The sequence below is a fragment of the Rhizobium leguminosarum genome (assembly GCF_002953715.1).
GTDB lineage: Bacteria > Pseudomonadota > Alphaproteobacteria > Rhizobiales > Rhizobiaceae > Rhizobium > Rhizobium leguminosarum_V.
Map to the genome: position 1 here is coordinate 459,938 of NZ_CP025015.1, position 15,410 is coordinate 475,347.

The window sequence follows — 15,410 nt, forward strand, 5'->3', positions numbered from 1 at the left end:
ATTTCTCGATGAGCCAGCAGCACTACGGTCTGCCACATCGACAGGACAAGAGCTTTCCTGCGAAAGTTACGATCGGGTGGAACCGAAACGGTAGCCCGCCGTCACACCAGCCCACGCACGACAAACACCGCCCGTTGAACGGCCAGGCGATGATCGCGATCATGCGCTGTAGATCAGCAGTTGTCGCAGCACCTGTCCGCGCTTGTCATCCAATCATTGGCGACACCAGGGCGCTTGTTTTGGAATGCGGACCGGTATCGTCATCATGGCCATCCGTCTTTCCCCTAGTCATCACTGGGTGCATTTCGTTTGTGACTTGATTGAGAAAACCATGCGCAAGAGCCCTCACTCCTGCCAAATCTGGGTGGTTCGCTGCGACGACCTCTTCGCCGATGTACTCGGATTACCTACAATCTGGAAACCTCATTCGTACGCCGATTGTGAGCAATATGGGGCCTTACGAACACGCCTCGCTTTCTGTCACTCGCAAAGAAATTATGAAAAATGACCGGTATTTTTCTCGACATCGGCGAATGTGCATCGGCTCGTGGCTGCCATAGGGGGTATGATATTAGTCGGCCGTACCTTTGCTGAATCTGCTGCGCTGTTCACCGCCGTAGGTGCGTAACCGCCGGCGCGATAGTCTAACGTGGCGCGCCCAACGATTCTCGCGGCGGCAATTACGTTCGTCGAATGTGCACGAATAGTAGCTGACCCTGCTACCTCATCGGGAAGACCGGATTGTCGGGAAAACCTCTCGCCTCCCAAGGCAGCGTGGTTGTCGTCGAACTTGTTTCGACGGCAGCCACGTGTTGTGGCTATGAGACCGCCTGTGTCGCGGGGATAAAAGTCAATGGTCCGGGAGCGAGCGCCGGTGACTGGCGCGATAAGAATGCCGTTCGTTTTTGCTTTGCGGTGTGTCGCTCGCCCAGCGAAACTAGTCGGATCCACCGCAAGGGAGCCAGGATGTCATCGTTTCCGACCTGCCGAGAACGCTTTTTTGTGCCGGTCGAATATAATGGTGGCCCGAGTAAACCGACTTCGGCGTAACCGGTGTTCTTCCCACGCGTTCTCCTGTCAGCGATCTGTGTTCGACCTTCAATACAAGAGCGATGGAAGTGTCTCCTTCGAGACTCCGATTCTACCAATAAATTCAACTCACTGGCGATCGGCGCGATGGTGACGAAATACTCAATCCGACCAACATTTCGGAGTTGTCAGATAGAGGGGAACTTTTCGTGCTGCTTGAGGGAGTCATAGCCGTACGTGACCACTTCGAGCTTTGGCCATCACCAACAGAGATTGTCAGCTCGAACATTCGCGGACTCAATCAAACCTTCAGCGTGTATGCGCAATACTATGTCATTTCGAGTTTTGTAGTCGATTGCTAAGGTATAAATCTACGCTTGTGCGATTGGCCAAATATATAAAAAAATATATTATTGCTATATATTGATCTATGGCGGAGCGCCGTCTAGACCTGCTCAACACGCGCCAGGGGGACTACCCTGGTCAGCGACGGGAGGCCTAGATGAACCGACGTGACAAAATGCATCCAAACAAAGCCAGGCGCGATAGCCCGGAAATGAGGCTCGCCTTCCTCGATGGCGTACGTGTGGTTGCTCCACGGGGTGCTATACGCTGTCCGGCCGCACGGAACGACCATGTGAATGCGCTTCGCGAAGTCGCAGATAGCGGAAGATACTATCGGGTTAACCCTCCCGTGGTGACCGGCATGGAGCCGAGCCTTGAAAAATTGCCGACATTGCAACAACCATCTGCCAAACACGAGGCAAGCATAGGCCTGGGCCTAACCAAGGCACTTCTCGCCACCAGCCACGAACCGGAACGAATGGGCCAGGTCACATGGTTTTCAAAATCTGAACTTGTCTTTGATTGCGCTGGAGGTGATTCTGACAACGGCGAAACCATCGCTACTGATGGACAAGTCGAGGCTCTCGCGAACCGCGGATACTTCAACACCCCCGATGCCTATTATCGGTTGGTTGATAGGAATAGCCGATCGGAAAAATTGCTCATTGACGATGAGGCCGACACACGTCCACCAAAGAACTATCATGAACATGTTGATTTCGAAAACTGCCACCACATTGATGGCACTTGCGGGCCCTGGAGACACGGTTCGCTTAAAGCCGGCCGCTTACGCGAAATACGACAGGCGGTAGACATCGGACCAGCGCGCCATCCCGACGCAGCCTTGTGCCTATGGCATTGAAATTAGTGGCAGAATGCGATAGCTGCCAATTACGGCCGCGGCTGTAATACAGGTGGTTGATGCCGTATCTGGTTCGGGCGGGAAACGCGGTGCCGGTATTGGAAGGGCCGACTAGTTCGACCTTTAATTCGAAGCGACCGTCCGGTCTCAATGCAAGAAGCTCCTGTAGGGTCCTTGAAGGATATCGACAGAGGAAAACTATCAAATGCGGTGTTGCAAAAACGCGCCCCGACGTCCTGGGGTTGACCCAAATTTTTCTACTGAACCAGAACCGGCAAAGGCCGATATTGCCTACGATGCTATTCGACAAATTCTCCACAGTAACGGTCGTGTGCCGGGACAACATCTCAGGGAACAGGATCTAGCGTCTAAGCTCGATCTTGGTCGAACGCCAGTTCGCGAAGCGCTTCAGCGGCTTGCAGCTGAAGGGAAGATCCAATACATCCCTCAAAGAGGCTTTTTCACGAGGCCGATGTCGGAAAGAACTCTGTTAGATTTGTATGTTGTCGGACCTGAGATCCTGATCTCGGCGTTAAATCGAATGCGGCCGCAGGTCCCAGAGGGCTGGACCGTGACGGATAAATTGTCCCCTGACGAGCTTGCCTTAAGGGCAGAAGCGATATTCACTAAAATCGCCCAAGACGCATCAAATTGTGAGGCTTGCAAAATCGTCCACCGATTCTGTTTTTGCACTCACCCTCTGCGAATGGAAATAACTGCGTCGGAACTTCGGCCCGCGTTTGTCGAAAGCCTCGAGAAGCTAATTGCCGCAATGTCTGAACTAGGCACGGCAACGACCCTGGTGGAGTCCGCGTTGATGAACCACCTTGATCTAGAACAGGGTGCCGTCTCTAGGATTGTACAAGAGGTGAACGAACGTGGATTAACAGGTTTTCCGGGGCCCGCGAAAACTTTGTGACATCGTATAGCGTCATCTCGACGAATCCTAATCAACGAACCTGAAGGATCTTGTCGAGTGCCGCGCATATCTGCGACTGCTGCGGGCCCAAAAGCCGACGTCGGCATTACCTACCAGCATTTTAATTATGTTGCCAAATCAAAGAGGCTGCCACCATCCCTTCAGCATTCCAGAATACAGCGTTGGCAAAGCGAAAGTTGCTCGTGTCCTATCGGGCAACGCCCTCCGCAGGTTTCCATTTGCCGCGGCTTGCCCAGGCCAGCTATGATGATCGAGCGACGTTTTCAGCCGAAGTCTCAAAAGACATTGTGCCAAAGATAATAACAGCCAGCGGGATCGAAGCTGCGACCTTGAGGACAGAGGTTACGCCAGGCGGGTATCGCCTCAAAACCAATGCATCGCTTCAGACCGAGGGTGATCTCGATGACGCCGCGGCGGATCGACTTGCCGGCTCCCTAGGCTACGTCTTCCGCCAATATCGTCCTTGCATCTCACCTCAACGACACGGCAGGTAAGACGGGCCTTGTTTTCGTGCGGTTTCCGCAAGGCAGCCTTAGCGCCACCGTCGCGCAGAGATTCTTTGAGGCAGCGGACGCACCGAAAAACGGCTTGGGCGGCGGATATGGCGTAGTCGGTGACGAGCAGATCTTCCTTAATGCAACGAATTCCGAAGGAAAGCCTTATAGCGGACTCGATGACGCAAGCTTCCAAGACGGATTGAGACGCGCAGCCGTATCGTTTGGCGGCCCCAAACCAATGGTTTCTTCCCTCGGCAATGCGACCGCGCGCTTTATTGGGAATGATTGGCAGAGGTCAACAAGAGGCGAGTGCTATCAAACTTTGCTCGGTGGATCGGACGGCGAGTTAGTGAGAAAGCTGGACGAGATCAGCAGGTGTTATGCATTCCTCCTCGCGAAGACAGCCGACAGCAAGGGCTGGGCCAAAGATGAATAAGGGCTGGACGAGGACCTACGCTCAAGTCGCTTAGCGGGTCAGATGGCATTTCGCGAGACGGATCTCGCAGTCGACACGATTTTGAGGATCGTACGCCGGCCACCTGGGGCCGCGCCGGAGAAAATCTCACTGCTGCAATGCTCAAGAAATTGAAGACGGCTTAATCCTGCTATGGTTCTAGAATATCTTAGCGCGGCGATTTTCAATGCTTGAGTGGTTACCATCTTTGCCCGATCTGGTCAGACATTCGGTTCGCAAGCGGCCGGGATTGCGGCATCGCGGTAGCTGAAACTGATGGCGTCTGATCGCCGTTGGAACAAATGAGAGTCGTCCAACATCGCTATTCAAAGCGTTCGATATTGGTGCGGATCGCATCACCAGCCACCGATTTTACATTCGACGGAGGATTGCCAGGACGAGCCGTGCCGCAGGGAGTCCTTATCTCGCCGGAAAGGTACTGGCCGCTGTTGCAGGGCAGCATGTTGACGTCGAGAAAGTCGCTCCTCTTCAGGGAGTTCTGATACGCTACAACTTCTTTTATCGACATCGGGGTCGAGAAGATCGTCGCTCCCTCAAATCCCGGCAACGCCTCTATTGGCTCAATCATGGGCGACGCCTGACCGGGCGCGGCTGCAGCGCCAATAACCCATGGTCCAACCGATCCGAAAATCACGGATTTCGGACGATCGGCTGGCGTACCAGAGCTGAAAGGAGAATGCGGAAACCCACTGTCGAGCACTGCCTCATCCCATTGGTAAGCTGTAAAAGCTAGAAAATAGGTATACGGCGCAAAACGGTCGATGCGCACTTTGCCGTCTGGAGTAAAGGTATAGTAAATCCACTCTGTGCCGGAGAATGCCCCTGTTGGCCCCACGACGTTCAAATCCCAGGGCTTCTGCCACCATGCAATAGACGCCATGTCGCTTTGAAGCAGGCTTTTCGCAAAAGACCACTTTTGACCATTCGGATTGGGCGTGGCTCCCAACGCGAATGATAGGTAAGCATCGTTCGAATTAGAACTTAGAAGCGATAGGGCGCTACCGCCATTAGGAGCGGTATTTTCACGGGTCTTTTCGACCAAAAGGACAGTGAACCCCGTGTCCGGTCTGATCGACGCGCTTTGACTAGTCACGATTGACGCGTGCGGTGGAAAGTTGAAGGAAGTCTTGTTGGTATAGAAGTCAAATGCCTGCCTCGTATCTTCGGGCACCGGATAATCCGCTTCTGCCGCCGAGTCGTGGATGTACAGCTTTGGAAATTCCCCGAAAATTGGCACTACCTTCGGTGTGAGCGTCTGAGATACTTTGTCCGACGCGCTTCTAAGACAATTGGCTTCATTGGTGCATGATGCCCCTTGCCCTTCGCCAGCGACAAGACAGCCCAGCGTGGAAAACAATAGGAAGAATTTCATTCCATTATTCATCAAAACAATCCCGTTTTTGGAAGCGGAGGTCTTGCGCTAGCGCGTGAGCTCGGTGGTGTTGCGGCGCCCTATCTGGCGCAACATATCGCCGACTACGTCGGGCCAATCAGTGGTGATAAGATTGGTACGATTGACGATCGCCATCTCCGGATCTCCTCGGTAATCTGGTACGATCCCTCGTTGAGCGGTCGATTTCGGATCCGTGTTGTGGTCGAAGCAGCATTTTCCGGCGCTGTTGGCGACGCCCTCTGGAAAATAGTTACTTTCGTGATAGGTGGCGAAGCCCTGCTTCTGGTCGATATAGTCGAAATATGCCTGCAGACCGTCACCTTTATAGAATTGGTTCATTTCAAACTGAATGGAGAACGGCGCCACATTCCATTGATCGTAGATTGAGTCCTCGTGGGGATCGTAGCTGGAATCCTTCACATTCTCGTCATCCGGGTTTTCGACGACAATTAGCCCGCCAACGAGGTTGGGGTCGTAGGTCGTCCGATTTAAAATCGTGCCGACATCCACCGCATCCTTTGCTTTGAGCTTGAATACAACGGCTTTGCTGAGTTTCGCATTTCCCTTGGTCGCGAGAATGTCAAGGCAGCGTTGCATGAGCTCGATGGAATCAGTAGGGTCCTGATCATCGACTGCCGCCTTGATATCGACGATCATCACGTAGCCATGACCATCATCGGAGACATATTGGGCGAGTAGATCGAGCGCGGCAGAGAACGTTAGGAACTTCGCCTTTCGCCCTTGTGAATCCGTAAAAACGCGGCCATGTCGGTCCCGTAGATCGGCCTGTCGTAGCTGCGAAAAGTTCTGATTATATAATAGGCCGCTTCCAGTTGACTCGCGCTCAATCCTGTAGTCGTGAGATAGAACGACTTCATTGTCAGCGGTGAAGCGGGCATCGACTTCCACGCTCTCGATCTGCGAATTCCAGGCGTCTTGCAAGGCATAGGCTGAATTCTCGGGATAGATCTCCCAAGATCCGCGGTGCGCAGATAGCAGGACCAAGTCATCGTCGGGTTTCGGCAGCTTAAACATGTTTCTTGTAATCGCACTTACAAGATATGGTGAAGGCTTTACCGGAAGCAGCGCCTCTGCTTCGGCACAGGATGGAATAGCGAAAGCAAAAAAAGAAGTCAAAATGAGCGATGCCCGCAGATCCCGTCGGCCGCCGAGGTAACCAAAACGCGAGGCGTAAGAATTTAGGATCGCTGATGCTACGTTGTTGCTGGTGTGCATAAGGTTTCAGAACCTTTCGATGAGAATTTGGGTAGCTCGCTAGTTGTACGGCCTGTTCCTGGGGCTTTTTGCAACAGCACGAACCGCCTCAGCAGTGGCTAAGGCCTGGGCTGGGAACGAAAGAGGGGAGATGCCCTCGCTGCGCGATGGGATTTGTTAGCCGACCGCCGGGTTCACCCCTTGCTCTATGGCTGTAATAACAGGCTGTCCGACATCAAGACGATCCATAAAAGCGGCGCCCAACAAAGGCGTTGCGTTGCCGGGTTGCGACATAGCGTGCTCAAAGGTTGAGAGAGTTTCGGTGAAAGCAGCTTGGAGCTCGGCACGATCATTTTCATCCTGGTGCAGCGGTTCTCAGGTGAGGAGGCGTTGGCAGGGTTTTCACCATCAAAGCTGCTGCGCCATGGGGTGTTTGGACGCAATCAATTGCCTGCCAGCCGCTCTTTTCGTAAAGAACACGCGCGTCCTCCGTTATCAAGAAAAGGCTTTTGTAGCCGAGGCGCGATGCTTCGTGCTCCAGCCGCTCGATCAACAAGGTGGCTATCCCTTTCTTGCGGTGAAATGGATGGACAAAGAGCGACTTAAGCCACGGGGATAGATGAGATTTTCCATCGAAATCACGATCAGCCAACGTGACCATCCCAACCGGCAATGCGTTTTCAATGGCAATCAATGTTAGCGGTATCGAATTTTTTGTTGCTGCTTCAAACTCGCCCCGCGTTTGTTCGTACGAGCCATTTGATTGACAACCCCATTGTCCGAAAGTCCAACTTGCGCAAATCGAAATGAATTTCGGAAGTCTTTCTAGGTACTCGATCGTTACCGGAGTTGCAGCTACCATTGGTTTCGCGGTCATAGTATCTCCATTCTTCTGGCGGGCCGAGCAATCGAGCGAGGATCGGTCAATTTGAGGTGAAGCCCGTGCACCAACCGATGCTATCGGATCCCACGATATATCCTGGACGGTGACGCTGCGATTCAAGACGCTTCGCCTGAGCGCAACTGCGTGATCACAAAGCTGCTAAGATTTGTGGCAACGCCGTCATGCGGCTAAACAGCTTTGTGGCACCTGCCTCCATCAGTTTGTCTCCATGCCCAGCAAGGCAATGAGAGCCACCCACGAAGCCAATCACCATCATCCCGGCTGCCACTGCCGCCTGAGTTCCAGCAACGCTGTCTTCAATAACGAGACAACTGCCAGCCGGTGTGTTCATATTCTGTGCTGCAAACAGAAAGAGATCCGGCGCTGGCTTACCACGCGCAACTTGCGAAGCGCTGAAGACATGGGGCGAAAAGAAATCATGCAGGTCTGTGACTTTAAGAGCCAAGCAGAGCTTCGCAGCATCACTGTTCGACGCCACGCACTTCCTTAAATTGATAGCTTCCAAGGTTTGCCGAACGCCGCTGGTTGCACGCAGATCACGAGCATATCGATTTGCAACTTCGGCCATCACACGTTCATGATGATCCTCCGGTAGGCGCAAGCCGCCCTCGGATTCTATGACTGAATAACTTTGCTGGTCAGTCATTCCTATGAAGCGATCGTTATACTCTTCAGCGGATATGATATAGCCACATTTCGCCAAAGCTTCGATGTGCACCCTGGTTGCGATAAGCTCGCTATCGACGAGAACCCCGTCGCAGTCGAAGATCAGTAATTCCGGACTTTTTGAAAAAGACATACAAGGAGTCCTCGTTGTAGAATCGCTCTGAGTTTTGTCCCAGCGCAGCTTTCAATCTTCCGGGCATTGAGCAAAGTATGATTGAAAAGGATCGGATGTTGACCATTGCGGCACTGGGAAATTGGTGCGACGCGCGGGGCTCAGCCAGAAATTGCTCCTGCGGCGACCTTCGGACCTTGCTTATGAAGAGCATTCCAAACCTTGTGAAACGCCTCTGCATAAAGCTTCATCAATTCGCCATCGTTGGGTGGCGCAATCTCGGAAACGTAAAACATCGTATCCAAGAGTTTCACTGTATTTGGAAAATCGGCGGCCTTCCAGTTGTCGCGAATGTCTGGAAGATATTCGAATACGGGCTTCGTGAGCCAAACACAGATAGGCACGCCTTCGGCCTGCAGCGATTTCACCACGAAATCCCTTGCAGCCGGGCCTGGCGCGAAGCCAAGTGCCGCAGGTTCGATCCGGAGGGGAAAGTTGAGCATCGAATGGTCGCAGTCAGATGGGTTGAAAAGAGGAAATATACCCACAAGCTCGCTGATCATCTCCCATAAAAGCTTGCTATTGTCTCTTCGGATTTGCAGTTGCGTATCCATCTCAGTGACCCGCAAGTTCGCTATAGATGAAGAGAATACGTTGGGCCTGTAGTTGTACCCTTGGGAATAGGGCGAGAATATTCGCGCTCCGCTCCGAGACGAGCTGGACAGCGATACGCGATCAACATGTGCAATCAAGTTGGCGTCTTCCGTGATGACAAATCCTAGCTCCCCAGCCCCAAGGTGCTTGGCGCCGTTTCCGGATAGAGCGAGTGCGTCTGCATCAAGATGCGCACCGTCGACGATTGGTTTCGCGGCGCCGATCGATTGGCAGATGTCGTCGATCACAGCAATGCCTTGAGCTCGCGCTGCAGACCTCGCGTCGGGGACGAGAACATTGTTTCCGAAAAGGTGAGTGACTAAAACTGCAGCCACGTTGGGGCCGAACTCTTCAGCGGCGGCGCGCTGATCAATCCCGGCCAAGTTCATGTCGACATCAACGAAGGCGGGTTGAAGACCGCTGATCGTGATTGGCCCTACCGCTCCCGGCCAATTCAATGCTGCGGTAACAACTTGCTCGCCTCGCTCTTTGACGTAGTCGAGCTCGATGTGAATGGCTGCCGTTCCGCTGCCGACAGCGCGCACTTGCCACTTCCCGGTCCACCTTGCAAGGCTTTCCTCCAAACCGCTCACAATTGGATGATTAACGCGGTGATATCTTCCACCATCCACAACTCCACGCAGGGCATCCGAGTGCTTCTTCTCCGCGGCGGGCCAAGGTGTAACACGTCCCTGGGGGACCACAGGCTTCCCACCGAAAACGGCGAGCTTCTCGACTGAGAAAGCACCAGTTGCGTTGCGAGTTATGAGCCGTAGTGCACCGAATCCGTTCATCTCGATCTCCAATCATGCTCATTAGAATGCTGATCAGCCCACACAAACGCTAGCACTGCTTTCCCAGGTATGATAGCTCAAAATAAGTATATAAAAAAGTATATGCTAAATTATATTCAAGATACGCGAGATAAAATAAGTATAATATTCGATTCTGTCGTGTATGGTCAGGCAGCTGCTTGGGCGTCACCTTGGTCAGCTTCTGCACGGAGCGCTTGGGATATTTCAATAGTTTTTAACGATTGGGCGGACAACTAAGATCACTGAATGAAGGCTTGGGACGGGAACCGGCCAAAGTTTCCCGTAAACGCCAGGTGCCGATCATAAGATGCGTTGGAAGAACAGCACATGGCCCCCAGATCATAACCCAAGCCTCACCAGATTGCGAAGAAGCGGTTAGCCCCCTGATAGTGCTGGCCGTTGGCGGCGCAATTGGTTCGGCCAACAGGATTGGATGCTATGGACTCTTTGATAAGAAGACTCGAAGCTCACCGACTGGGAGAAAGTGAGGGCAGTTCTGACGATCGCCATAAAGATGAGAGCGCTAAGGGTATAGTACCGGCCCAAAAACTGATTCCAACGCGAACCTTGGGCCCTGCGAATCGGGGCCGATTGCTGCAAGCCTTGTACGACATAGGGCCATCCAGCAGGGCGGACCTGGCCCGCCTTGCGGGTGTGACTCGAGGGACTATCGGAGGGATTGTGCAGCCCCTGATCGATCAGGGTGTTCTTGCGGAAGGAGAGGTGATACCTCCCAACGAAGCAGGCGGCAAGCCGGCTACCAAGTTGTGGTTTTCCAAGGATGCAAGGCCAATATGCGCGGTGCTCCTGATGCACGACCGCGTGAGTGCTTGTTTGGTCTCTTTGGAGGGCAAGGTCTATGCTCAACACGCCGCCGATTTTCCGAAGAACCTTACACGCCCCACCGACGCATTCCGAATTATAAGCACCTGTGTCGAAGAAACCATCGCATCTGGCAAACCGATCTTAGGGATAGGTGTAGCAGTTGCAGGAATGATCAATACGGAGACGGGCACAATCGTGACCGCCAGTCTCGGGCCATTCCTGGACGGCTTACCGCTCGAAGCCGAGTTGCACAAAAGGTTCGGCGTTACCGTGTGTGTCGATCAGGATACCAGAGCCTTGCTGGTTGGGGACCGATGGTTTGGACAAGGCCGCGGTCGGAGAAACTTCGCCTCCGTCCATATCGGCGAGACTTTGGGTGGAGCGCTTTACCTTGATGGGCATCTCTATCGGGGACCCGCAGGTGCAGGCGGCGAAATCGGTCATACGACCGTAGACATCAAAGGTCGGATATGCCAGTGCGGCCGACGTGGATGCTGGGAAACAATCGCCGGCTCGAAGTGGTTAACGGACGAGGCCAAGGTTAGGCGGTTGCCACAACCGCACTCCCTGGATGTGAGCCGATTATTGACTCTGGCCAACGACGACGTCCCAGGCGCACGAGAATTACTTCGCGACTACGCGTTCAACATTTCGGTCGGCCTGGCGAACCTCCAGCAGTTCATGGCGCCCAATTTTATCGTTATTCACGGCGACATCGTACGAGGGGGAAACCCCATGCTTCATCTAATCCAGGAAAGCTTCCGGGAATTGGTATTCCATCGCCCGGGCGATGAAATTGCCCTTGCTTTCGGAGATAGCGAATGCCTGGCGGCTTTACGCGGTGCCGCCAGTCTGCTTCTTTCTGAATTGCTGAATTTTGTCATCTAATGGCCTCCGCAATACGATCCTCAGGAAACGTCTTAAGTGGCGCCAAGGTGGGCTGCCTTTGAAAGCATCTGGCAGACGGTAGGTAGTTCTTATTGGTGGCTTTCGAACCTAAAGCACCGTACGCTTAATCGGACGCATATCCTGGGGCTTTGAGATAGTTCCAGCATTCGGTTCTGTTGAAGAGATTGCAGATTGAGCGAGAGCGTCGGAGAGGGCATCGAAGGTTCTTGCGGCTGCGGCGCGCAGGTCAGCCTTGATCTTGGAAAATGCATCTCCATGGGATTGAGATCGGGCTGTAGGGCGGCAGAAACAGTAGCCCGGCTCCTCGTTTAACGGCCTGTGCCGCGCTGTGTGCTTTTGTGAACGACGAGGTTGTCGAGGATGACGAGATCACCGGGTTCAAGCGTTGGCGAGAGCTGTGTCTGGACATAGGTCTCGAACGAGACGCGGTTCATGGCGTGATGGATGATCCACGGCGCGGTCAGGCCGTAACAGCGCAATGCTGCGATGAAGGTCTGCGTCCCCCAATGCGCGAACGGAGCATCCATTCGCAATTGTTCGCCGCGCAGGCAGCGTGACCACGTAGCCGGACCATCTTCGTGTTCACGGATGTTTCGTCATTGAACAAAAGACGATGCGGTTCCAGTCGCATTCGTGGCTGACGCTTGCCGATCCAGACGTCACGGTCCAGCCGCACCGTCGCGCGTGCGCGTTCGACGCCATCAGGGCTTGTTTAATATGTGAGCCCGTGGGCCACCAGGACACGCGACAGTGACGAGTGGAACCCGAACACCATCCGTGCCATCAAGCTTGTCAGCCGGTTCCGGCATGGTGATGTCGGGCTTGCGCTCGACCTCAGCGGTAACCGGTGTTCCACTCCCACATTCCTCTCTTCGCCCTAATCTGTGATCGGCTTTCCATGGACGAGCGAAGGGAGTTTCTCCATGGAGAGTACAGCTCGCGCACATTACCCGGCCACCCGTAAGCCGTCATGAGGTCGAGTGTCCGGGGGTGGAAGCCGGCGACTTGCCGGTTGAACGACTTGTTGATCTGTGTAAGGATCCGCGCTGCGATCGCGGGAATGTCCTCCACCCGGTCCTTGAGCGCCGGCATGTGGATCGGAAAGGCCGCGAGCCGGTAATGAGGTCGCGACGAAACCGGCCGGCCGCCACCTCGGCGAGCAGGTTGCGGTTGGTGGCCGAGATCACCCGGACATTGACCTTGCGTGGCCGCAGGGCGCCCAGCGGCCGGATCCCGCCCTCCTGCAATACGCGCAGCAGCTTGACCTTGAAGGCGGGCGAGGTTTCGCCGATCTCGTCGAGAAAGATCGTGCCGCTGTCGGCGAGTTCGAAAAGGCCGATACGATCCTGATAGGCGCCGGTATAGGCGCCCTTCTTGCAGCCAAAGAGCTCGCTTTCGAGCAGGTCATCCGGAAGGGCGCCGCAATTCTCCACAACAAAGGATTTTTCGGCTCGGGCCGATTCCTGATGGATGGCGCGCGCCAGCAATTCCTTGCCGGTCCCCGAGGCACCGGTAATGAGGACCGAGACATCGTAGCGCGCGGCGCGGCGGGCGAGTGTGATGGGGCCGACCAGCGGGCTGTCGCCGCGGTGAACGATGCGGTCGAAGCCGAAGGACTGGCTCTGGCTGCGGCGGCGATCGCTGATGACCTTCTTGAGCGCCTCGCTCGCCGGCTTCACCTCGATGCGCATATCGGTGACTCGTGCTGCAGACGCCAGAGATTGGCGCTTTCGCGAACGCAGTCGATCAGTTTGTCGGGGCTCCACGGCTTGGTGATATATTGGTAGATGCCGGCATTGTTGACGCCCTCGATAATGTCGCTGGAATCGGTGTAGCCGGAAATGATGATGCGGATCGTGTCAGGCCAGAGTTCGCGCACGCGCTTCAAGAATTCGACGCCGGATTCGCCGGGCATGCGCTGGTCGCACAAGATCACCTGCACCATCTCGCCTTCCAGCACTTCCTCGGCTTCCTTGGCGTTGCGCGCGCCGATGACCTCGAATTCGTCGGACAGAACCCGCTGAATCGCCTCGATCGAGCGCACCTCGTCATCGACGACGAGAACGGTAGCGTGCGGGTTCGTCATCGCATGGTCCTCCCGCGGTCAGCCTCGTCGCCGGTTGCACGGTGGATCGCGAGCGTGAGGGGCGTGCGCGACTTGGGCGTCTTGCGGATAAAGTTGTAGCGCGCCACGTGATAGCTCGGATCGAAGCCGTAGAAATTGCGCCGCATGCGCCGCAATTCCTCCTCGCGATAGGCGGCAAGCGGTTTCTCGGCCTCGTCGCGGCCGCGCCGTGCCTGCTTGGCGGCAATGCGTCCGGCAAGTTCGGGAGACGCCGCGAGTTCCGCGACGGCGCGGTGCAATACCTGCTCGGCAGCGTCGATATTGCCCGGCAGGCGCCGAGTCGCGAGCCCAAACTCAAGGGCCTCGTCGATCCCCATCGGCAGCCTCGCCTGCATTACGCGGCGGGCGCGATCCTCGCCGACGCGGGCGGGCAGGAGATAGGTCCAGTATTCCGAACCGTAAAGATTGCCCATGTCCTTGTAATGCGGATTAAGAATGACGCCCTCGCGCATCCACACCTCGTCGGCAGCGAGCGAAAGGAAGACGCCGCCGGCGCCGGCATTGCCGAGCACGGCGGCGATCACCAGCCGATCGTCGGTCACGATGATCTCGCGCACCAGCTCGTTCATCGCGTTAATGTTGCGCCAAGATTCGTCGGCGGCGCTGTCGGCGCTCTCGATGATGCCGAGATGGATGCCGTTCGACCAGCAATCCGCGTCGCCCTGCAGCACAAGAACCGGAAGCGCACGCGCCTTCGCCGTCACGATCGCTTCCCGCAAAATATCACAATCCTCCGACGACATCGCACCGTTGTGGAAGCGGAACTCGAGGACGCCGACACCATTCTCCTCGCGGTAGCGGCAGGGTTGCGGCCGCGCCACGATCGGCAGAACGTCCGCGTCTACCCCAAGAAGCCGCAGCGCCGGCAGTTTCAGGCTCCGCGCTTCCGGCCGGCGAAGATGGGCGACCCAAAGCGCGCCTTCGCGGAAGGCCATGGCCACCGCCTGCCGTGACCGTCCGACCAGAGTGCCGGGCGGCCCCGCAAGCCCCTCCGCTGGCTCGGCGTCGAACACCAGGAATGTCTGGCCGATGATCGTCAGCAACGCGCCGGGATCTCCGTCCGAGGCCCGGATTATCCGGAGCGCTTCCTCGGCGGAATGAAGCGCGGGATCGAGCATGCGGTCGGACTTCCAGCAAGCGGACCGCTCGCGCCCGCGGCCCCAATTGGCCGGCATGACCGGACCTTCCCCGCGCTCGATGCGACCGAGCGCCTCGAAGACGCAGGCGGTGGCGGCCTCCGTTACCTCGCGGCGATAGAGGCTCGATTTCCGCGCGGGGCGCATCGGGAACTCCCGCCACGCCCAGACGGGGCCGGCATCCATTTCTTCCCGGGCCTCGATCAGCGTCACGCCCCAGCGCGCCTCGCTTTCGAGGATCGCCCAGTCAAGCGCACTCGGTCCCTTGTCGCCCCGGATGCCTGGATGAACGATCAGACAGAGCGTCCGGCGCCAGACGTCGGCCGGGATCGGCCGCTTGAGGAAGGGGGCAATTATGAGATGCGGCGAGAAGAGTGCGACGGCCTCGCGGGTGAGGTCGTCATGGATGTCAAGTTCGACCGACACTTCGTGTCCTGCCCGCCTCAGATCGACATGCAAGCGCTGGGAGAGCGAGTTGAAGCTGTGGCAGAGAAGCAGGATGCGCATC

At 55.8% G+C, this 15,410-nt stretch carries 11 protein-coding genes and 1 pseudogene; 4 read left to right on the forward strand and 8 right to left on the reverse strand.

All coding sequences use genetic code 11. From position 1 onward, the window contains the following. The first annotated feature begins 1,531 nt into the window (after nucleotides 1-1,531). From CUJ84_RS38160 to CUJ84_RS39100, 3 genes are all read left to right on the forward strand, one after another. Entirely contained in the window at nucleotides 1,532-2,236 is a 705-nt protein-coding gene (locus CUJ84_RS38160) for a hypothetical protein (protein ID WP_158687010.1), read from the forward strand. A 205-nt stretch (nucleotides 2,237-2,441) separates the two neighbouring features. Next, entirely contained in the window at nucleotides 2,442-3,155 is a 714-nt protein-coding gene (locus tag CUJ84_RS34495) for a GntR family transcriptional regulator (RefSeq protein ID WP_105009957.1), read from the forward strand. Nucleotides 3,156-3,686: 531 nt separating this feature from the next. Continuing rightward, nucleotides 3,687-4,109 carry a hypothetical protein gene (locus CUJ84_RS39100; RefSeq protein WP_245457634.1) on the forward strand — a complete coding sequence of 141 codons (423 nt, stop codon included), beginning with the start codon at nucleotides 3,687-3,689 and terminating at the stop codon, nucleotides 4,107-4,109. Between the two features lie 340 nt (nucleotides 4,110-4,449). Here CUJ84_RS39100 and CUJ84_RS34505 read toward each other — a convergent pair whose 3' ends face one another. The 5 genes from CUJ84_RS34505 to CUJ84_RS34525 all read right to left on the reverse strand — a co-directional run bounded on the left by CUJ84_RS34505 (nucleotide 4,450) and on the right by CUJ84_RS34525 (nucleotide 9,886). Beyond that, entirely contained in the window at nucleotides 4,450-5,532 is a 1,083-nt protein-coding gene (locus tag CUJ84_RS34505) for a hypothetical protein (RefSeq protein WP_432444929.1), read from the reverse strand. Between the two features lie 36 nt (nucleotides 5,533-5,568). Then, nucleotides 5,569-6,777: a glycerophosphodiester phosphodiesterase family protein gene (locus CUJ84_RS34510; RefSeq protein ID WP_245457635.1), complete on the reverse strand. Its 1,209-nt coding sequence runs from the start codon at nucleotides 6,775-6,777 to the stop codon at nucleotides 5,569-5,571. Nucleotides 6,778-7,111: 334 nt separating this feature from the next. Continuing rightward, nucleotides 7,112-7,633, reverse strand: coding sequence for a GNAT family N-acetyltransferase (locus CUJ84_RS34515; protein WP_245457636.1), 522 nt, complete (start codon nucleotides 7,631-7,633; stop codon nucleotides 7,112-7,114). Between the two features lie 154 nt (nucleotides 7,634-7,787). After that, complete coding sequence (locus tag CUJ84_RS34520) at nucleotides 7,788-8,459, reverse strand: HAD family hydrolase (RefSeq protein WP_105009959.1); 672 nt, start codon at nucleotides 8,457-8,459, stop codon at nucleotides 7,788-7,790. Nucleotides 8,460-8,599: 140 nt separating this feature from the next. Continuing rightward, nucleotides 8,600-9,886, reverse strand: coding sequence for a DegT/DnrJ/EryC1/StrS family aminotransferase (locus CUJ84_RS34525; RefSeq protein ID WP_105009960.1), 1,287 nt, complete (start codon nucleotides 9,884-9,886; stop codon nucleotides 8,600-8,602). Nucleotides 9,887-10,345: 459 nt separating this feature from the next. Between CUJ84_RS34525 and CUJ84_RS34530 the strand changes: the two genes are divergently transcribed. Beyond that, a complete protein-coding gene (locus tag CUJ84_RS34530) occupies nucleotides 10,346-11,620 on the forward strand; it encodes an ROK family protein (protein ID WP_105009961.1) in 1,275 nt (424 codons plus the stop codon). A 329-nt stretch (nucleotides 11,621-11,949) separates the two neighbouring features. Here CUJ84_RS34530 and CUJ84_RS34535 read toward each other — a convergent pair whose 3' ends face one another. The 3 genes and pseudogenes from CUJ84_RS34535 to CUJ84_RS34545 all read right to left on the reverse strand — a co-directional run bounded on the left by CUJ84_RS34535 (nucleotide 11,950) and on the right by CUJ84_RS34545 (nucleotide 15,409). After that, nucleotides 11,950-12,168 (reverse strand): transposase, encoded by a 219-nt coding sequence (locus CUJ84_RS34535; RefSeq protein ID WP_168301133.1) that lies wholly within the window; start codon nucleotides 12,166-12,168, stop codon nucleotides 11,950-11,952. A 406-nt stretch (nucleotides 12,169-12,574) separates the two neighbouring features. Next, nucleotides 12,575-13,727, reverse strand: a pseudogene (locus CUJ84_RS34540) (sigma-54-dependent transcriptional regulator); the annotation flags it as partial. Next, entirely contained in the window at nucleotides 13,724-15,409 is a 1,686-nt protein-coding gene (locus CUJ84_RS34545) for a hydrogenase maturation protein (protein ID WP_105009963.1), read from the reverse strand. The gene CUJ84_RS34545 and the pseudogene CUJ84_RS34540, both read right to left, overlap by 4 nt. Nucleotide 15,410: the final 1 nt, after the last annotated feature.